The sequence below is a fragment of the Flavobacterium swingsii genome (assembly GCF_900111965.1).
In the GTDB taxonomy this organism is placed as follows: domain Bacteria; phylum Bacteroidota; class Bacteroidia; order Flavobacteriales; family Flavobacteriaceae; genus Flavobacterium; species Flavobacterium swingsii.
This window is the reverse complement of sequence record NZ_FOJT01000001.1, coordinates 1-19,705: the sequence shown is the minus strand read 5'-3', so window position 1 is coordinate 19,705 and position 19,705 is coordinate 1. Positions and strand designations below refer to the sequence as shown.

The following is a 19,705-nucleotide window of genomic DNA, read 5'->3' as shown; positions in this document are numbered from 1 at the left end:
TGAAAGTCATAATATCAAAAGTAGAAATTAACCCAAAATGAATAAAACAAATTTAAAAACTGAAAGACTCATTTTACGACCAATTTCAGAAAATGATATTGAGAATATTCACAAATTGCATTGTTTGGATGAAACTGATAGGTTTAATACGTCTGGGATTCCAAGTAATATTAATGAAACAAAAAATATTGTTGAAAAATGGATTTTTGAAAATAATTTAGACAACAATAAGAGTTTTACTTTTGCAGTCGAATTAAATGAAGAAAAAGAATTTATTGGGTTAATTGGAATAAATCTGGGAAAAGAAAAATATCGAAACGCCGAAGTTTGGTTTAAATATGACTACAATTATTGGAATAGAGGATTTGCAACGGAAAGTTTAAAAAAGATAATAAAATTTGGTTTTCAAACTTTGAAACTTCACAGAATTGAAGCGGGTTGTGCAATCGAAAATATTGGATCAATAAGTGTTTTAGAAAAAGTTGGAATGTTGAGAGAAGCACATACAAGAAAATTATTGCCATTAAGAACGGGTTGGTCTGATAATTACGGTTATGCAATTTTAGCATCAGATTTAATAGATTCCTTAGTATAAAAAAATAGTATTCAATAAACGGGATAGTCAGAAAAAATAATATCTTCGCTTCTGCGTTATATAGTTTTCAAAACGCCAAAAATAAATGCAAAAAAAACACCTAATTCTCTTATTATTTACAATCTATACTTCGACTTATAGTCAAATAGGAGGGCAAGGCGTATATCAATTTCTAAACCTAATTTCCTCGCCACGACAAGCCGCATTAGGAGGAAAAACGATTACAAATTACGATTACGATGTCAATCAACCATTATTTAATCCAGCGAGTATAAATACCGAAATGGACGGACGTTTAGCTGTAAACTACGGAAACTATTTTGGCGATGTGACCTACGGAACAGGAGCTTTTGCTTATACATATGACAGACATGTACAAACATTACACGGCGGGATTACCTATATAAATTACGGAAAATTTGATGGCCGAGATGAGTACGGAGCAGCAACAGGACAATTTACAGGAAGCGAAATAGCACTATCATTAGGTTACGCTTATAATGTTCCTTGGACAAAATTATATCTCGGTGGAAACGCAAAATTCATTTCGTCAACACTCGAAAGTTATAACTCATTTGGCGTCGCTGCCGATTTAGCTGCTTTATATGTCGATGACAAAAACGATATAAATTACGGACTCGTAGTTCGAAATTTCGGAACACAAATCACAAGCTACGACGGGACAAAAGAAAAATTACCGTTCGAAGTCATTGCAGGAATCTCACAAGAACTAGAAAACGTACCCGTTCGCTGGCACTTAACGCTAGAAAATCTGCAACATTGGAACGTTTCCTTTGCCAATCCAGCCAGAAGCCAACAAACTATCGACGGAGAAGCAATCGAAGAAAAAGTAGGATTTCTAGGAAACACCTTTAGGCACGTCATATTTGGCGCCGAAATTTTTCCGAAAAAAGCTTTTAGTTTGCGATTAAGTTATAATTTCCGTCGTGCCGCCGAACTCAAAATCCTAGAACAACGAACATTCTCAGGAATATCGGCAGGATTCGGAATCCGTTTCCGAAAATTCCGCTTCGATTATTCCTACTCACGATACACATTAGCCGCCAATACAAGCTTATTCGGACTAACTATCAATTTGTATAACAACGAAAAATAATTTTTTTTTGAAGCAGAAACAAAAGGTGTTTTAGGAAACAATATTCCCGCTATCCGTTACAATCCACGCAAAAAAAACGTGGGATTTTCACTACTATCGGGGCTAAATACAAACTTTTCGGCTTCTATTAAACATTTTAAAAAATTGAAAAAAATAACCATTGCCATCGACGGATTTTCCTCAACAGGAAAAAGCACATTAGCCAAACAATTAGCTAAAGAGTTAGGCTATATATATGTAGATACTGGCGCGATGTATCGTGCCGTAACCTATTATGCAATGCAAAATAACTACATCAATCACGAGGAATTTAATCAGCAAGCACTAATAAACGATTTGTCTAAAATTACACTTACATTTCAGTTTAATCCAAATCTAGGCTTTGCCGAAATGTATCTAAATGATGTTAATGTCGAAAATGAAATTCGCACCATCGAAGTGTCTCGTTTTGTAAGTAAAGTCGCTGAAGTATCGCAAGTAAGAGCTAAACTAGTAGAGCAGCAACAAGAAATGGGCAAAAACAAAGGCATCGTGATGGACGGTCGTGATATAGGAACCGTAGTTTTTCCAGAGGCAGAGCTCAAAATATTCATGACAGCCAGCGCACAAACACGTGCCCAACGCCGTTATGACGAAATGGTCGAAAAAGGGCAGCCAGTTTCCTACGAAACTGTGTTAGAAAATGTCCAACAACGAGATTATATAGATACCCATCGTGAGGATTCCCCACTTGTTATGGCCGATGATGCTATCGAAATAGACAATTCTCATTTGTCTAGAGAAGAACAATTTCAGGTTGTCCTTGATTTGGTTAATAATATTTAGAAAAATTTATTTGTAAAGTTATTTTTTATGTTAGTTTTACGATTCTAAAAAAAAAAATACTTAACCGAATTTAAAAACTAAAAAATGAACATAAAAAATAGATTAACAATCATGAGTTTTCTCCAGTTTTTTGTTTGGGGAGCTTGGTTAATTACGGTTGGAAACTATTGGTTTGCTACAAAACAATGGAGCGGAGCAGAGTTTGGAGCTATATTTTCTACTTTAGGACTTTCTTCTATTCTTATGCCAGCACTTACTGGTATTATAGCCGATAAATGGATAAATGCCGAAAAATTATACGGAATACTTCACATTTTAGGTGGTTTAGCGATTGCTTATTTACCTCAAGTTGAGAATCCAACTAGTTTTTATTGGGTTATTTTTGCCGCTATGATGTGTTATATGCCAACGATTTCATTATCTAATTCGGTAGCATACAATATTCTTAAAGACAATAAATATGACGTCGTAAAAGTTTTTCCACCAATTAGAGTTTGGGGAACAATAGGTTTTATTGCTGCGATGTGGTTAACAAATTTATCAGGAAATAAAGCATCTGTAAATATGTTTTACATTTCTGCTTTTGCTGCAATGGTTTTAGGAATTTACTCATTCACATTGCCTAAATGTCCACCGCAAAAATTAATCTCTGAAAGCGATTCATTTCTTAAAAAATTAGGATTAGATGCATTCAAGTTATTTGGAACATACAAAATGGCATTGTTTTTTATTTTCTCTATGTTTTTAGGAGGTGCTTTGCAATTAACTAATATGTACGGAGATACTTATTTATCGGAATTTGCTAAAGTTCCTCAATATGCCGATTCATTCGTAGTTAAATATTCGACTATAATTATGTCGATTTCTCAAATATCTGAAACCTTGTTTATTCTTGCCATTCCGTTTTTCTTAAAGCGTTTTGGTATCAAACAAGTGATGTTAATTAGTATGTTGGCTTGGGTTTTGCGTTTCGGATTATTTGCTTACGGAAATCCAACAGATGGTTTGTGGATGATTATTATGTCTTGTGTTGTGTACGGAATGGCATTCGATTTCTTTAATATTTCAGGTTCATTATTTGTAGAAACTACAACCGATTCTAAAATGCGTTCTTCGGCTCAAGGATTATTTATGATGATGTCTAATGGTTTTGGTGCTTTTTTTGGCGGAATAATTAGCGGATTTGTAATTGATAAATATTTTACAATTAACGGACAAAGAGATTGGCACAACATTTGGCTTGCTTTCGCAGGATATGCTCTTGTAGTTGCTATAGCTTTCGCAGTTTTATTTAAGCACAAACACAACCCAAAAGATGTGGAAAGTATTGTGCACTAAGATTATTTAAAATAAAATATAATTCAAACCTTTCAGTTTTCAAACACTGAAAGGTTTTTTGCTTTCTGAAAAAGTGTAATGTCTCATTCTACACCTGACAGGTTTTTAAAACCTGTCAGGTGTAGAATGAGACCGATTTTTCGTTACTTAAGAAAAACTAACAAGCTGTATAGCCCCGATAGAGCCAAATATCCTTTTTGTTTTGTCATGCTGTCCCGATAGCTATCGGGATTGTCGAAGCATAAAACAAAAAGATATAGGCGAAAGCGGGAGAATGTTTCCTAAAAAGCGAACAGTTTCTTGCTCCTAATAATAAGTTGGTCAACTATTTGCAATTAAATAAAAAAATAGTACTTTTGCAGTCCAAAATGCAGAGTAGGGTTTCGTTTGGAAATTAAAAATTTATATGTAAAACACTTTTGTTTTTCTATCGCGTAAAGAAACCCACGAAAAACAAAATACAAATTTTTATCAGCATGTCTGAAACATTAAAATCACAAGAACAGTTTTTAGCAGATTTTAACTGGCACAATTATTCTGAAGGAATAGATCCAGTTGATGCAGCAAACTTAAGAGAATTCGAAGAATTAGTAGCAAAAACATTTATCGCAACGGATCAAGAGGAAGTTGTAGAAGGTGTAGTTGTTAGAATTACTGACAGAGACGTTATCGTTGATATCAACGCTAAATCTGAAGGTGTTATTTCTTTGAACGAATTCCGTTACAATCCATCACTTAAAGTAGGTGATAAAGTTGAAGTTTTAATCGACATTCGTGAAGACAAAACTGGACAACTTGTTTTATCTCACAGAAAAGCTCGTACTATCAAAGCATGGGATAGAGTAATTTCTGCAAATGAAACTGGAGAAATTGTAAACGGTTTTGTTAAATGTAGAACTAAAGGTGGTATGATCGTTGACGTTTTTGGTATTGAAGCTTTCTTACCAGGATCTCAAATCGATGTGAAACCAATTAGAGATTACGATCAGTATGTAAACAAAATGATGGAATTTAAAGTTGTGAAAATCAACCACGAATTCAAGAATGTTGTTGTTTCTCATAAAGCGCTTATCGAAGCGGATATCGAAGTTCAGAAAAAAGAAATCATCGGTCAATTACAAAAAGGACAAGTATTAGAAGGTGTTGTTAAAAACATTACTTCTTATGGTGTGTTTATTGATTTAGGTGGAGTTGATGGATTAATTCACATTACTGACCTTTCTTGGTCTAGAATTAACCATCCAAGTGAAGTTCTTGAATTAGATCAAAAATTAAATGTTGTAATCCTTGATTTCGATGATGAGAAAACAAGAATTCAATTAGGATTAAAACAATTAAACGCTCACCCATGGGATGCTCTAGATGCTAACTTAGCAATTGGAGACAAAGTAAAAGGTAAAGTAGTTGTAATCGCTGATTACGGTGCATTTATCGAAGTTGCTGAAGGTGTTGAAGGTTTAATTCACGTTTCTGAAATGTCATGGTCTACGCACTTGCGTTCTGCTCAAGATTTCGTAAAAGTTGGTGATATCGTTGAAGGTGTTATCTTAACTCTTGACAGAAGCGAACGTAAAATGTCTCTTGGTATCAAGCAAATGACGCAAGATCCATGGACAGATATTACTTCTAAATACCCAGTAGGTTCTAAACATACAGGTACAGTTAGAAACTTTACAAACTTCGGAATTTTCGTAGAATTAGAAGAAGGAATCGACGGATTGGTTTATATTTCAGATTTATCTTGGACTAAAAAAATCAAGCATCCATCAGAATTTATCACTGTAGGTGAAAAATTAGACATCGTAGTTCTAGAACTTGATGTAGATGCTCGTAAACTATCTTTAGGTCACAAACAAACTACTGCAAATCCTTGGGACAAACATGAAGCTGCTTTTGCTGTTGGAACTATCCATAACGGTGAAATCGCTGAAATCGTTGAAAAAGGTGCTACTGTAGATTTTGGAGATGATGTTGTTGCTTTTATTCCTACACGTCACCTTGAAAAAGAAGATGGTAAGAAATTGAAAAAAGGCGATACTGCTGACTTCAAAGTTATCGAATTCAATAAAGAATTTAAAAGAGTTGTAGCTTCACATACTGCTATTTTCCGTGAGGAAGAAGAGAAAAATGTGAAAACAGCTTCAGATAACAATTCTAACTCTAACACATCTTCATCTAACAACAATGCAGCTGCTGCAACGTTAGGAGATAATAATGATGTATTGGCTGCTTTGAAAGCTAAAATGGAAAAATCAGAGAAAAAATAATTTTCTAGTTTTTTTGAATATAGAAAGTCCCGAGTAATCGGGACTTTTTTTGTGAGTTATTTTCCCAGAACTGTCATTCCGACGAAGGAGGAATCTCATCAAGTTATTTGGATTATGAGATTCCTCTTTCGTCGGAATGACAAAAAGATGCTTTTATTTTGCGGTAAAATAATTCCAAATATCAAACACTAGTTAAACTTATCATAAACTCAAAATCCTTTATAAAATCCCTTCTTTTTTTGTATTTTTACAACGCAATAAAAAAGTATGACAGAAGAAAAGGTAATCTTAGTAAACGAAAAAGATGAGGTAATCGGGCTAATGCCAAAACTCGAAGCACACGAAAAAGCAGTTTTGCATCGTGCTTTTTCCGTTTTTGTGCTAAATAGCAAGAACGAAATCATGTTGCAACAACGTGCACACCACAAGTATCATTCTCCGTTATTATGGACAAATACCTGTTGCAGTCACCAGCGAGAAGACGAAACAAATATTCAGGCAGGAACACGTCGTTTGCAAGAAGAAATGGGTTTTGTAACCCAACTAAAAGAATTATTCCATTTTATATACAAAGCACCTTTCGATAATGGACTTACGGAGCATGAGCTAGATCACGTTATGATAGGTTATTATAACGAAGAACCAATCATAAATAACGATGAGGTAGAAAGTTGGAAATGGATGAGTATCGAAAACATTAAAAAGGATATGAATCTAAATCCAGATATTTATACCGTTTGGTTCAAAATCATTTTCGACGAATTTTACCATTACCTAGAAGATCATAAACTATAGAGATTAAAAGGTATTAGGTTTCGCAGTAAGAAATCTAAAATCTAAAGTCTAAAATCTAAAATTGAATGAAAGTAACCATAAGCAGAAAAGCACATTTTAATGCAGCTCATCGTTTGTATCGAAAAGATTGGACTTTCGAAAAAAATGATGCCGTTTTCGGAAAATGCAACAATCCAAATTTTCACGGACATAATTACGACCTAACCGTAAGTGTTACGGGCGAAATAGACCCAGAAACAGGTTATGTAATGGATGTAAAATTGCTTTCAGAGATCATAAAAGAAGAGATAGAAGATAAATTTGACCACAAGAACTTAAATCTCGACGTGTCAGAATTTGAAGATTTAAATCCAACTGCCGAAAATATAGTAGTCGTGATTTGGAATAAAATTCGAAAAAAAATCAACCCAGAAATGGATTTAGAAGTAATATTATACGAAACACCACGCAATTTTGTAACCTACAAAGGAGAATAATGGAAATACTAAAAGTAGGAGATAAAATGCCCATATTTGGAGCAAAAGACCAAGACGGAAACGATTTTTATATTGAATCTGTACTGTACAAAAAAATATTAGTAATATATTTTTACCCAAAAGACGAAACACCAGGTTGCACAAGACAAGCCTGTTCGTTTAGAGATGAATATGAAGACATAAAAAATGCGGGAGCCGAAGTCATCGGGATAAGTGGTGACAGTACAAAATCGCACAAAAAATTCGCGCAAAATCACAAATTGCCCTATATTCTATTGTCAGACAGCGACAAAAGTATCCGAAAACTTTTTGGGGTACCTAGTGTCATGTTAGGACTAATTCCGGGAAGAGTAACCTATGTAATAGATATAAAAGGCATCGTAAAAATGGTTTACAACAGCATGGACGCTAGCCAACACATACCCAAATCGCTCGAAGCAATCCAAAAACTAAAATAAATATTTTTTAGTAGTGTAATTGCTTGAGCTTTCTAGGTAATCCTATTTCCTGCTGTCATTGCGAACGAAGTTCACTGAACTCCAATTGAAATTAATGTTAAGTGAAGTAATCTTTTTTCGTAGAAAAACCTCAAAAAAGTATTTTCACTCCCGAAAATTCGGGATATCAGTCCCGAATTTTCGGGATAATTGAATAATTTTTTGCATTTTTGCACAATAATATTATAAATATGAGTACAAATTGGTACCCGCTTGTTTTCGAACCCATTCTAAAAGATAGAATTTGGGGAGGTATCAAGTTACAATCAATTCTCGGAAAAAAAATTAGCTCACAAACAACAGGCGAAAGTTGGGAAATATCAACAGTTTCAGGAGATGTGAGTGTCATTAAAAATGGTTTCCTAGAAGGAAAAACACTAAACGAATTGCTAGAAAAATATCCTGAAGAAATATTAGGAAAAAAAGTTTACGAGCAATTTGGCAAACAATTCCCTTTGTTATTTAAATTTCTAGATGCTCGTGAAGACTTATCAATACAACTACATCCCAATGATGAGTTAGCAAAAAAACGCCACAATTCCTTCGGAAAAACCGAAATGTGGTATGTTATGCAAGCCGATGAAGGAGCTAGAGTAATCTTAGGATTTAAAGAAGGATCCTCATCAGATGAATATTTACAACATTTAGAAAATAAAACATTGACCACAATTCTAGAAGAAATTCCAGTTAAAAAAGGAGATGTGTTTTTTCTTGAAACAGGTACAATTCATGCCATAGGAGCAGGGATTGTTATAGCTGAGATTCAGCAAACCTCAGACATTACCTATCGAGTTTACGATTGGGACAGGTTAGATGCAAATGGAAATGCAAGAGAGCTACATATAAGTATGGCTCTTGAAGCTATAAACTACAATAAAGTTGAAGTAAAGAAAAAGTACAATAAAACAACTAACACTTCAAATGAAGCGGTAAATTGCCCTTATTTCACGACTAATTTTATTCCGCTCGATGGAGAAATGACTTTTAAAGAAAATTCAAACTCATTTAAGGTATTTATGTGTATTGAAGGTGAATTCGATTTGGTTTACAACAAAGAAAAACAATCATTCAAAAAAGGAGAAACAGTACTACTTCCGGCAGTAATTACGGATTATATTTTGGTTGGAAAAGCATCTGTATTAGAAATTTACATTTCATAGTCTATATTATAAAGATTATGCGTACTTTTGCACCCGAATTATAACATTCAATAGAATAATAAAATTTCAAAAATAAAATAAAATGGCAAACGTTAAGAATTTAAAAAAAGACATCAACTACGTATTAGGAGATATTATTGAAGCAGTTTACTTGTACGAAATGACAACTACAGGAAAACCTACAGATGCTACAAACGGTTTAATCGATCAAGCTATTGCAGCTTTTGATGCTTTAATTGTAAAAGTAAACGCAAAAAACGTTGAAAACAAAAAAGCACACTTCAAACAAATCAATGTAGAATTGGAACAAGTTGCAAATCAAATGGTTGAAAAAATCAACGCATTATAGTTAAAAATAATTGCAAAAAAGTGCTAATTTATTTTGGAAATTAGAATTTCAGAATTATATTTGCACCAGAATTAAAGTCGCCAGCGTAGCTCAGTTGGCTAGAGCAGCTGATTTGTAATCAGCAGGTCGTGGGTTCGAGTCCCTCCGCCGGCTCTTTTTGTAAAAACCATCACATTTACTTGTGATGGTTTTTTTGTTTTTAAACCTTCGTGTTCAACTTCAATATTTTTTAATTTAACCACAAAATACACAAAGAAAAAAGGCACAAAGTTCACAAACTATATTATGTGAACTTTGTGCCTTTTTATAAAGGTTCAGAAAAAAACTACTCTTGCTTTTTTCTTTCAGCTAGATAATCATTCAATTTCTTTCCGTATTTAGATTTTGCTACTTTAGGTGACATCGATTTTGCAATTGTATCTAGATATTTAATATTAATATCATAAATATCAGTCAAAACGATATAAGGTGCCACTTCGTAATTCGCATTTGTTAAGGCAAAGTTTCCAGCATATAAATACCTACGTTTTAAAAGAGCATCTTGTTTTTTAGTGTTTTCTTCTGAGATATCTTTTTTTGCTTTTAGTGCTAATAATTCATCTTTTAGATAATCTAATTGTTGGTCATTAAATTTAGAAATAATGTCTTTGTATTGCTCATAAAGTTCTTGGTTTTTTGAACCAGTGATTTTAGCTTTGGCTAAGAAAAATTCTAAATCAGTATCAATATTCATTTTTCCAGGTTCTGCAAAGAACAACAGATTATTATCGATTGAATTTGAAACACCACGATCAACATATAGATATAACATTTCTGGCGAATCTAGTTTTATTGTACTTTCGAAAGTAGATTTTCCGTTTATAATAATACTGTCAAGAACAACCAGTGTAGAGTCTTGTACTCTCTGAATGTATAATTTCCCTTTTTTAAGACCTTTTATATTCCCTGTGATTTCTAAGGTGTTTTCCGATTTTTTTTCGTCACCACAAGAAGTAAGCATTGTGATAGATAATAGTGCAATAATTATTTTGTTCATCATATTTTAATTTGCCGCAAAATAATAAAAAAATCCTCAATTTGCAGTACAAAATGAGGATTTATATTATTTATAATTTCAGTTATTAACCTTTTAACCAAGCATTTTTAATAGTATTTTTACTTGCATCAGTGGCTTGTAATCCTTCTGCTTCATCATAAGGTAATTTTACTGTACCTTTTAGTTCACTTTCTTTTCCGTCTCGCTTTATTTTTACAGTAATAGCGTCGTTTTCTTTCCAATTTTGGCTTACCATGATTAAGTCGTAGATATTGTCTAGATTATAATTTGTATCATTTACTGATTTTAGAATATCACCATTTTTTATTCCTAAAGTAGCATAAAATGATGGTAATTCGATCGAAGGAAGTACCATTATTTCTTTTGTTTCCTGATTTACGGTAATATAAGGCACTTGTCCTTTTAAGAATACATTTCCTGGAATTTTACGTTTAGATTGTGTTACGCCAACTTTTGCGAAATATTTATCGTAAGGAATAGGAGTAGGACCACTTACATAAGTTTCTAAAAATATTTTTACTTCAGGATAAGTAAATGAAACTATTTTGTCGAATAATTCCTCATCATTAAACGGTTTTGTTACACCATATTCGTTAGTCAATTTTTGCATTAAATCTAAAATTCCTCTTTCGCCATTGCTGTTTTCTCTTATAATAATATCCAAACACATACCAATTAATGCTCCTTTTTCATATACATTTAAGTATTGGTCTTTGTATGGTTTGTCTAAAACATTTGAACTCATGGTTGTAAATGGCATGGTGTCGTTCATTGCTGAAGCATTGCTTACCTTCTCTGACATACGATTGTAAAAATCTTCTTCCGAGATTAATCCTTGATTTACTTGAAATAAATTTGCAAAATATTCGGTTACACCTTCATACATCCACAAATGTTTAGACATTTTAGGTGCATTAAAATCAAAATACTGAATTTCTTTAGAGTGAACTCCAAGTGGTGTTACAATATGAAAAAATTCGTGGGAAACCACATCTTTAAGCTGTTCTGCCATGGCTTCTTTTGGCATCATTTCTGGCATGACAACTGTTGTTGATGTTGGGTGTTCTAATGCTCCAAAACCTTTTGCATCAGCTTTTTTCATGTCAGATAAATACAATAAAACAGCATATTTTTTAGTGCTATTTATGGCACCTAGAAACTTCTTTTGTGCACGCATCATGGTTTCCATTGCTGGAGCAATATCGGCTACTTTATAAGCTCCGTTTGGCGAGTAAAGACTGATTAAGATTTCCATATCATCAACCTTAAAAGTTGCGTAATCGGGCTTAGAATACATGATTGGGTGTTCTACTAAATCCGCATAACGGTAAGATTTATAGACATCTTGTGTGCTGCTCGCATCTGTATCAGTCATAGAAGTTGCTCCAAATAAGGTTGCAGCATGCGAAATAGTTGTAGTGTATGGAACTTCTAATTTATCTGAAAAATAACCTACAAATCCGTGTGTGTTTAGCATAAAATTTTCAGGCGAAATGTTTGTTCCTGCTGGTGAGAATACATCTCCACCACCAAAATCGCCACCACCAGTTTCGGTATCATAAGTGTCATTTACCCAATAGGTTACTTTTTGTAGTTTTTTAGCGTTGGTAATTTTCCAAGAATTTTCATCAATTTTTGTTAAAACTAATTCATTTCCTTTGGCATCAAAAGCCTTTACATTTTCGATATATTTTCCGTAATTATCTGTAGAGTAAGTTCCAGGAACTGTTTTTGGAATACTAAAAGTTACTATATCGAGATTAGTTGGCGTTGGCAATAATGTTACCATTACTTTATCATCTTTGATAGTATTTAAATCGATAGAAACATTAACTTCAGGATTTACAGTCGTTGAGCTTGTTTGTCCTGTTTTGCAACCTAGTATTACACTCGCAAAAGCAAGTGTATAAATTATTTTTTTCATTAATTTCTAATTTGAAAGTTTCTTATATAAGTCTATAAAAGTAAAAAAAAGTTACGTTTAAATAGTATTATTTAACAATTTCATTGTTTCAATTAGATTTTTGACTTAAATAATAAACAAAAATCCCAACCTTTCGATTGGGATTTTTTTATAAAATAAGATTAAATTATATTGATAAAACAGTTCTCATTAATAATTAAAAACTTCTTCTAATGTAACTTCTTCAATTGTTCCTAATTTTTTTAAGGCTTCAAAATCTAAACTTTCTTTTTTACCAATAATAGCAGTATTGTATTTTTTGGTTTTTACTTCTTTATTAAAGAAATCAGTAGTGTTTTCTAGAGTAAGATTCTGAATATTTTTGTAGATATCGCTTCGGTTATCATAATCGAAACCTAGTTTTTTGAGCGCTAATTGGGTAAAGAAAATATTTGTTTTACCTATTCTTGCAGAAGCAATTTGCTTTAAACTGGACTCTTTTGCGTTGTTAAATTGTCTTTCTATTTTTGGCATTTCGTTTAGTAAAACCGAAATAGCATCAACCGCTTGTGGTAATTTGTTGGCTTGCGTACCAATAGAAACTTGCATATAATCGCTTAGAATTTTGTTGGCAGGCATTCTGTAAATGGCATTTGCAGAATAAGCAAGCGATTTAGATTCTCTAATTTCTTGAAAAACGATAGATGATAATCCAGAACCAAAGTAGTTATTAAAAACATTTACCGTTCCTGAATTGGCAAAATTGTATTTTTCGCCTTTTGCAACTCTAGTCATTTCGGTTTGCACCATGTCATAATTTGCAAAATATACTTTGTCTTGTGTTACAGGTTCTGCATATTCTTTTGCTATAGGAATGGCTTTGTTTGCATTTAGATTATGATTTTTTTCTAACGAAGCAAGAATTGGTTTCAAATCGTTTCCGTAAAAGAAAATTTGATGTTCGTAATTGTTGATGTCTTTTAGCAAATCCGTCAATTCCGAAGCTTTCATTTCTTTTAGCTCTTTTTCAGAAACAATATCTCTAAAACGAGAATTAGCCCCATATTTCGCATAATTTGTCAATGCGTTCATGATGTTTTCTTTGCGTTTTTTGGCATTGCTTCGAGTGTTCAAAAGTGTAGTAACCGTTGTATTATATACTTCTTGGTCTGGTTTTACATTTTTTAATAAGTTTTCTAGTAAGGCAACTCCTTTTGGTAAATTACTTTCTAAACCAGAAAGATAAATATAGCTTAAATCGTTTCCGGCACTTACCGAATAGCTAACTCCAATTTTGTAAAACTCTTTTTTAATATCTTCAACACTCATCGTATCAGTTCCTAGATAATCTAACATTTCGATAGCCAACGGTGTTTTTTTGTTGTTATCAGAACCCATATTAAAAATATAATACAGCTTAGCAATCTCATTAGTTTTATTTTTCACAAAACTAACTGTTGTATTTTTTAGCTTTTTAGTTTGAATTTCTTTTTTGAAATCGACAAAAACAGGTGCTAAATCTCCAGAATTTATTTTAGAAAATGTTTTGTAAAATTCTGATTGCGCCTCTCTGTTTAGTTGAATAGGAGTGATGCCAGGATTAGAAACACGAACTAATTTATCATTTACACCTTTGGTTTTGTATACCGCAACATAGTTGTTTTTGTAAAAATCATTGGCAAATTGTACTACATCAGCTTTAGTAATTTTCGATGCTTCGTCAGTTTCTGCAATAATATCGCTCCAGTTTCTACCTTGTATAAATGATTGGTAAATTGTAGTTGCCAAGCCATCTCCAGTTTCAAAAGTTTTCATAACATCTAGCTTCATATTATTAATGATAGCTGGAATCATCATTTCGTCGAAGTTTCCTTTTTTTACTTTGTCAATTTCGGTAAGTAACATTTTTTCGCCATCTTCTAATGTTTGTCCATCTTTTGCGGATAAAGTTAAAGCTTGGTAACCATAATCGTTGAAAGCGGTTGAAAATGCACCAGCACTTAACGCCAATTGTTTTTGATTGATATTACTATCGATTAGACCAACGTCACCAGAATTTGATAAAATGCTAGAAGTGATATCAGATAACAAAGCTTCTTTTGTACCAGCTCCTGCAGTTCTCCAAGCAAGCATTAATCGTTCTGCGGTTGGACTTTTTACTTCGCTTCTTACGATTGATGTCATTGGTTTTTCAGCTACTAATTTGAATTTTGGAAGTTCCTTATACTTCATTGTTCCAAAATAAGTATCAACCATTTTGATGGTTTTGTCAAACTCTAAATCACCAACTAAAACAACTGCCATATTATTAGGAACATAATAAGTGTCGAAATAATTATGAATTGCCACCATAGATGGATTTTTTAGGTGTTCTGATTTTCCAATCGTTGTTTGCTGTCCGTAAGGTGTTGTTGGAAACAAATCTTTCATTAATTGGGAATTTACTAAACGCCCGTCGTTGTCTTGTGCACGGTTGTATTCTTCGTAAACTGCTTCTAATTCTGTGTGAAAAAGACGTAGAACCAATTCTGAGAAACGTTCTTTTTCGACAATCATCCATTTTTCTAGTTCGTTTGCTGGAATATTGTTTTTGTAAACGGTTTCGTTTAGCCAAGTGTGGGCATTGGTTCCTTTTGCTCCTAATGAAGAGATAAGTTTGTCATATTCATTTGCCACCGAATATTTTGATGCTTCTTGCGAAACTTCATCGATACGTTTGTATAATGCTTTTTTCTTTTCTGGATCAGTTTCTGCTTTGTGTTGTTCGTATAAATCGGAAATTTGTGCTATTAGTTCTTTCTCGATTTCCCAATTTTGAGTTCCGATTTTGCTAGTTCCCTTAAAAACCATGTGCTCTAAATAGTGAGCCAATCCAGTATTATCGGCGGGATCATTATTAGAACCTGTTCTTACTGGAATATAAGTTTGAATTCTTGGTTCGTCTTTATTTTGTGCTAAATATACTTTTAGTCCGTTTTGTAATGTGTAAACTCGAACGCCAGTTTTGTCATTTTTTACTACTTCGTAAGAGTAACCTTGGGAGTCTTTCTTTTTTTCGGTAGTGATTTTTTGTGCATTCATTGTAGAGATACCTAGCATTAAGCAAGTGGTTAAGATTATTATTTTCATTTGTTTTTTGTTTGTCTCAAAAATAGGAAAACGATATAGTAATTTTCTGAAAGTTATGTTAAAAATGCGGTTGGATTTTTAGATCGATTTTGCGTTAGGGATTGTAGTGGAAATCCTTTTTTGAGGTTTTTCTCCGAAAAAAAGATTGCAACGGAAAGCCCGACCCTTGTGGTAACGCCAAAAAAAACTGATGTATAAAAACAAAAAATCCCAATCTTTCGACTGGGATTTTCTTATAGTAAGTAATATAAATTTATTGTTGATAAAACGTTTATTTTACTTTGTTAAGTATTGCTTTGAAAGCTACTGGGTGATTCATAGCTAAATCTGCAAGAACTTTACGGTTCAATTCGATATCATGCTTTTTCATTTTCCCCATGAATTGTGAATAAGACATTCCTTCCAATCTTGCTCCAGCGTTGATACGTTGAATCCATAATGCACGGAAATTTCTCTTATTTACTTTTCTATCACGGTAAGCGTAGCACATTGCTTTCTCCACCGCATTTTTTGCAACTGTCCAAACGTTTTTACGACGACCAAAGAAACCTTTGGCTTGCTTCATTATCTTTTTTCTTCTTGCTCTTTTAGCAACTGAATTTACTGATCTTGGCATAATTTTAATGTTTTTTTGTAGTAAGGCGACCTGAATTAAATCGAAGGTACTTAATGGCCCACTCCAAGGTTATTTTTAAATAATTTTAACCTAAAGAATTATTTTTGGTTAATTGACAATTGGAAATTGTCGATTAGATAATTCTTAATTGTTGTTTGATGCTTTTCATATCTGTTTTGTGAACTAACGCTGAGTGTGTCAAAGCTAATTTACGTTTTTTAGATTTTTTAGTCAAAATATGACTTTTAAAAGCGTGTTTTCTTTTAATCTTTCCAGAACCAGTAACTTTAAATCGTTTCTTGGCACTAGATTTGGTTTTCATTTTAGGCATTTTTCCTAGATTTTTAATTTATTCTTACTTACTATCTTTTTGCTATAAATTCTAAAGCTTTCACTTGAGAAGGAATAACTTATTTTTTCTTTTTCGGAGCAATAAACATAATCATTCTTTTTCCTTCTAGAACTGGCATAGCTTCTACTTTACCGTGCTCTTCAAGATCTGTTGCTAGTCTTAATAATAAGATTTGCCCTTGATCTTTATAGATAATAGAACGACCTTTAAAGAATACAAATGCTTTTAGTTTAGAACCTTCTTTAAGGAACTTTTCGGCATTTTTTCTTTTAAATTCGTAATCATGCTCATCTGTTTGAGGGCCAAAACGAATTTCTTTAACTACAATTTGAGTAGATTTAGCTTTTAGCTCTTTTTCACGTTTCTTCTGCATGTAAACGAACTTTTTATAGTCCATAATCTTACACACAGGCGGTTCTGCGTTTGGAGAAATTTCAACTAAATCCAATTCTAATTGATCGGCAAGTTTCATTGCTTCAGAAGTTTTTATAACTCCTGGCTCAACATTTTCTCCTACAAGACGTACTTCTGGAACACGAATAAAGTTGTTTATTCTGTGTTCGTCTTTTTTTTCTACTCGAGGCTGGTAACCTCTACTGTTTCTAATTGCTATGGCTCTTAATTTTTAGTTAAACTTCAAATGTTTTTAATGTTTTGCTTATTTCATCGTTTACAATTCTAGCAAATTCTTCTATTGTAACCGTAATATTTCCTTTTCCTTCTTGTCCGTGACGACGTATAGAAATGGTGTTATTCTTCTCTTCTTCCTCGCCTACAATCAGCATAAACGGGGTTTTTTGCATTTCTGCATCTCTAATTTTTCTTCCAATCGACTCATTTCTGTTGTCAATTAGGGCGCGAATTTCGTGATTTTCTAGCAGATTTAAAACTTTTTTCGCATATATTTCATATTTATCACTCAAACACAAGATTGTAGCTTGTTCTGGCATTAGCCAAAGTGGGAAATTTCCTGCTGTATGCTCTAGTAAAATTGCTATAAATCTTTCCATCGAACCAAAAGGCGCTCGGTGAATCATTACTGGTCTGTGTAATTGGTCGTCAGAGCCTTTGTATGTCAATTCGAAACGCTCAGGTAAGTTATAATCTACCTGAATTGTTCCCAATTGCCAGCTTCTGCCTAAAGCGTCTTTAACCATAAAGTCTAGCTTAGGACCATAAAAAGCCGCTTCGCCATATTCTATAACTGTATTTAAATTTTTATCACGAGCAGCATTGATAATCGCATTTTCTGCTTTTTCCCAATTTTCGTCGCTACCTATATACTTATCCCTATTTTCTTTATCACGTAATGATATTTGCGCTGTAAAATTTTCAAAACCTAAAGAACCAAATACATATAATACAAGGTCGATTACTTTTTTGAATTCCTCATCTAACTGATCTGGTGTACAAAATATATGTGCATCATCTTGAGTAAATCCACGAACACGAGTTAAACCGTGCAATTCGCCACTTTGTTCGTATCTATATACAGTTCCAAATTCTGCATAACGTTTTGGTAAATCCTTATATGACCAAGGTCTTACATTATATATTTCACAGTGGTGAGGACAGTTCATAGGTTTCAACAAAAACTCTTCACCTTCAGCTGGAGTTGAAATGGGTTGAAAACTATCTGCTCCGTATTTTGCATAATGTCCAGAAGTAACATACAATTCTTTCTGACCAATATGAGGTGTAACCACTTGCTCGTAACCACCTTTTTTCTGAGCTTTTTTCAAAAATTGTTCCAATCGATCTCTCAAAGCAGCACCTTTAGGTAACCACAATGGCAAACCTTGACCTACTTTTTGAGAAAAAGCGAATAATTCTAATTCTTTACCTAGTTTCCTATGATCACGACGTTTTGCTTCTTCAAGCAACTCTAAATAATCAGTCAAATCCTTTTGCTTAGGAAACGAAGTTCCGTAAACGCGAGTCAATTGTTTATTTTTCTCATCACCACGCCAGTAAGCACCAGCAATGCTCATGATTTTTACAGCTTTAATAATTCCAGTATTGGGAATATGTCCACCACGACACAAATCGGTAAAAGTAGCATGATCACAAAAAGTAATCGTACCATCTTCCAAATTCGAAATTAGTTCGGTCTTATATTCATTGTCCTTATATAATGCTAAAGCATCTGCTTTCGAAACAGGGTGTAATTTAAATTCATGCTTTTCTTTCGAAATCTCTAGAATACGATTCTCAATATTTTTGAAATCAGCTTCTACAATTTTAGTATTGCCAAAATCTACATCATAATAAAAACCATTGTCAATCGCAGGGCCAAGAGTTAATTTCAGGCCAGGATACATTTCCTCCAAAACTTGTGCCATTACATGCGAAGTCGAATGCCAAAAAGCTTTCTTTCCTTCCTTATCATTCCAAGTATATAAAATAAGTGAACCGTCCGTCGTTAATTCCGTCGAAGTTTCTACTGTATTGTTATTAAAAGCCGCCGAAATCACGTTTCTAGCCAAACCTTCACTAATACTCTTAGCGACATCCATAGGAGTTACGCCATTCTCAAACTCTTTAACCGAACCATCAGGTAATGTAATCTTAATCATCATTATAATTTTGTGAATGCAAATATAGCAGTTTCGCAAAAAACATACAATATATATAAGGTATGTTTTCTGTTTTTTATTTTTTGGGCGTGGCCCTTCGCAAAAGCTTCGGGTCGGGCTATCCGTTCCAAGTCCTCGTCTCGTCCCGAAAGACGAGACTGTGGGCTTTCCACTACTATCCCTCACGCAGAGAACATCATGTTCAATATTGGTTATTCAACATTCAACCTTTCAAAATTCCTCACAAACTAAATAAATCCGCGTAATCCGCGTTCCAAAAAGCCAATATAATATATAAGGAGCAAGTCTTGCATGTTCTTATTTGCCTTATAGGGTTGAAATAAATTGGGTGATAGGGGCTTTGTGAGAAACAACTAAAAAAACTTTTCATTCTAACTTCCAGAAAACCAAAGCACTAAAAAATACTTTCAAAAAAGATTAAAAAAGCACTTGTGAGATTGAAAAGAAGTGTTACTTTTGCACCCGCATTGGCAGAGAAGTTCATCGAAATATATTGAAAAAAGGGTCTAAAAAAATAAAACGAAAATTTTTATAAAAAGATTTGGAAAACGATAAAAAGCGATTACCTTTGCAGCCCGCAAGAGAGTAAGTTCATTGAAAGACTGGTTGAGAAACGATAAGAAAACGGAAAA

17 protein-coding genes and 1 tRNA gene are annotated in these 19,705 nt (G+C 33.3%); 11 read left to right on the top strand and 7 right to left on the bottom strand.

The annotated features are described in order from the left end of the window. Positions 1-37: 37 nt before the first annotated feature. The 11 genes from BM053_RS00090 (at position 38) to BM053_RS00040 (ending at position 9,572) form a co-directional block, all read left to right on the top strand. Positions 38-595: a GNAT family N-acetyltransferase gene (locus BM053_RS00090; RefSeq protein WP_091472511.1), complete on the top strand. Its 558-nt coding sequence runs from the start codon at positions 38-40 to the stop codon at positions 593-595. 85 nt (positions 596-680) lie between these two features. Continuing rightward, entirely contained in the window at positions 681-1,712 is a 1,032-nt protein-coding gene (porQ, locus tag BM053_RS00085; protein WP_091472508.1) for a type IX secretion system protein PorQ, read from the top strand. Between the two features lie 144 nt (positions 1,713-1,856). Next, on the top strand, positions 1,857-2,537 hold the full coding sequence (cmk, locus tag BM053_RS00080; protein ID WP_091473716.1) for a (d)CMP kinase: 681 nt from the start codon (positions 1,857-1,859) through the stop codon (positions 2,535-2,537). Positions 2,538-2,621: 84 nt separating this feature from the next. After that, entirely contained in the window at positions 2,622-3,875 is a 1,254-nt protein-coding gene (locus tag BM053_RS00075; RefSeq protein WP_091472506.1) for a nucleoside permease, read from the top strand. A gap of 476 nt (positions 3,876-4,351) precedes the next feature. Further along, positions 4,352-6,142: a 30S ribosomal protein S1 gene (gene rpsA, locus BM053_RS00070; protein WP_091472504.1), complete on the top strand. Its 1,791-nt coding sequence runs from the start codon at positions 4,352-4,354 to the stop codon at positions 6,140-6,142. Between the two features lie 267 nt (positions 6,143-6,409). Then, positions 6,410-6,937, top strand: a complete 528-nt coding sequence (gene idi / locus BM053_RS00065) for an isopentenyl-diphosphate Delta-isomerase (RefSeq protein ID WP_091472501.1) — start codon at positions 6,410-6,412, stop codon at positions 6,935-6,937. A 65-nt stretch (positions 6,938-7,002) separates the two neighbouring features. Beyond that, positions 7,003-7,413, top strand: coding sequence for a 6-pyruvoyl trahydropterin synthase family protein (locus tag BM053_RS00060; RefSeq protein ID WP_091472498.1), 411 nt, complete (start codon positions 7,003-7,005; stop codon positions 7,411-7,413). Beyond that, a complete protein-coding gene (locus tag BM053_RS00055) occupies positions 7,413-7,871 on the top strand; it encodes a peroxiredoxin (RefSeq protein WP_091472495.1) in 459 nt (152 codons plus the stop codon). Before BM053_RS00060 ends, BM053_RS00055 begins: the two co-directional genes overlap by 1 nt. A gap of 230 nt (positions 7,872-8,101) precedes the next feature. After that, a complete protein-coding gene (locus BM053_RS00050; RefSeq protein WP_091472492.1) occupies positions 8,102-9,070 on the top strand; it encodes a type I phosphomannose isomerase catalytic subunit in 969 nt (322 codons plus the stop codon). Positions 9,071-9,152: 82 nt separating this feature from the next. Next, positions 9,153-9,419, top strand: a complete 267-nt coding sequence (locus BM053_RS00045) for a hypothetical protein (protein WP_091472489.1) — start codon at positions 9,153-9,155, stop codon at positions 9,417-9,419. Positions 9,420-9,498: 79 nt separating this feature from the next. Then, positions 9,499-9,572: transfer RNA gene (locus BM053_RS00040), tRNA-Thr, on the top strand. 172 nt (positions 9,573-9,744) lie between these two features. Here BM053_RS00040 and BM053_RS00035 read toward each other — a convergent pair. The 7 genes from BM053_RS00035 to thrS form a co-directional block, all read right to left on the bottom strand. Further along, on the bottom strand, positions 9,745-10,455 hold the full coding sequence (locus BM053_RS00035; protein WP_091472486.1) for a DUF4369 domain-containing protein: 711 nt from the start codon (positions 10,453-10,455) through the stop codon (positions 9,745-9,747). Between the two features lie 85 nt (positions 10,456-10,540). Beyond that, the gene (locus tag BM053_RS00030; RefSeq protein ID WP_091472483.1) at positions 10,541-12,400 is read right to left on the bottom strand and encodes a M61 family metallopeptidase; all 1,860 of its coding nucleotides are present in this window, start codon (positions 12,398-12,400) and stop codon (positions 10,541-10,543) included. A 189-nt stretch (positions 12,401-12,589) separates the two neighbouring features. After that, on the bottom strand, positions 12,590-15,508 hold the full coding sequence (locus BM053_RS00025; RefSeq protein WP_091472480.1) for a M16 family metallopeptidase: 2,919 nt from the start codon (positions 15,506-15,508) through the stop codon (positions 12,590-12,592). Positions 15,509-15,779: 271 nt separating this feature from the next. Then, entirely contained in the window at positions 15,780-16,124 is a 345-nt protein-coding gene (rplT, locus tag BM053_RS00020; protein ID WP_091472477.1) for a 50S ribosomal protein L20, read from the bottom strand. Between the two features lie 133 nt (positions 16,125-16,257). Next, complete coding sequence (gene rpmI / locus BM053_RS00015; protein ID WP_022827375.1) at positions 16,258-16,455, bottom strand: 50S ribosomal protein L35; 198 nt, start codon at positions 16,453-16,455, stop codon at positions 16,258-16,260. Between the two features lie 79 nt (positions 16,456-16,534). Beyond that, positions 16,535-17,083: a translation initiation factor IF-3 gene (infC, locus tag BM053_RS00010; RefSeq protein WP_071948519.1), complete on the bottom strand. Its 549-nt coding sequence runs from the start codon at positions 17,081-17,083 to the stop codon at positions 16,535-16,537. A gap of 22 nt (positions 17,084-17,105) precedes the next feature. Then, complete coding sequence (thrS, locus tag BM053_RS00005; protein ID WP_091472473.1) at positions 17,106-19,052, bottom strand: threonine--tRNA ligase; 1,947 nt, start codon at positions 19,050-19,052, stop codon at positions 17,106-17,108. Positions 19,053-19,705: the final 653 nt, after the last annotated feature.

Coding starts and splice junctions, on each gene's coding strand:
- rplT (WP_091472477.1), bottom strand. CDS start 16,124: ATGCCAAGATCAGTAAATTCAGTTGCTAAAAGAGCAAGAAGAAAAAAG.
- idi (WP_091472501.1), top strand. CDS start 6,410: ATGACAGAAGAAAAGGTAATCTTAGTAAACGAAAAAGATGAGGTAATC.
- BM053_RS00060 (WP_091472498.1), top strand. CDS start 7,003: ATGAAAGTAACCATAAGCAGAAAAGCACATTTTAATGCAGCTCATCGT.
- rpsA (WP_091472504.1), top strand. CDS start 4,352: ATGTCTGAAACATTAAAATCACAAGAACAGTTTTTAGCAGATTTTAAC.
- BM053_RS00035 (WP_091472486.1), bottom strand. CDS start 10,455: ATGAACAAAATAATTATTGCACTATTATCTATCACAATGCTTACTTCT.
- BM053_RS00025 (WP_091472480.1), bottom strand. CDS start 15,508: ATGAAAATAATAATCTTAACCACTTGCTTAATGCTAGGTATCTCTACA.
- BM053_RS00090 (WP_091472511.1), top strand. CDS start 38: ATGAATAAAACAAATTTAAAAACTGAAAGACTCATTTTACGACCAATT.
- porQ (WP_091472508.1), top strand. CDS start 681: ATGCAAAAAAAACACCTAATTCTCTTATTATTTACAATCTATACTTCG.
- BM053_RS00045 (WP_091472489.1), top strand. CDS start 9,153: ATGGCAAACGTTAAGAATTTAAAAAAAGACATCAACTACGTATTAGGA.
- BM053_RS00075 (WP_091472506.1), top strand. CDS start 2,622: ATGAACATAAAAAATAGATTAACAATCATGAGTTTTCTCCAGTTTTTT.
- BM053_RS00050 (WP_091472492.1), top strand. CDS start 8,102: ATGAGTACAAATTGGTACCCGCTTGTTTTCGAACCCATTCTAAAAGAT.
- BM053_RS00055 (WP_091472495.1), top strand. CDS start 7,413: ATGGAAATACTAAAAGTAGGAGATAAAATGCCCATATTTGGAGCAAAA.
- rpmI (WP_022827375.1), bottom strand. CDS start 16,455: ATGCCTAAAATGAAAACCAAATCTAGTGCCAAGAAACGATTTAAAGTT.
- BM053_RS00030 (WP_091472483.1), bottom strand. CDS start 12,400: ATGAAAAAAATAATTTATACACTTGCTTTTGCGAGTGTAATACTAGGT.
- thrS (WP_091472473.1), bottom strand. CDS start 19,052: ATGATTAAGATTACATTACCTGATGGTTCGGTTAAAGAGTTTGAGAAT.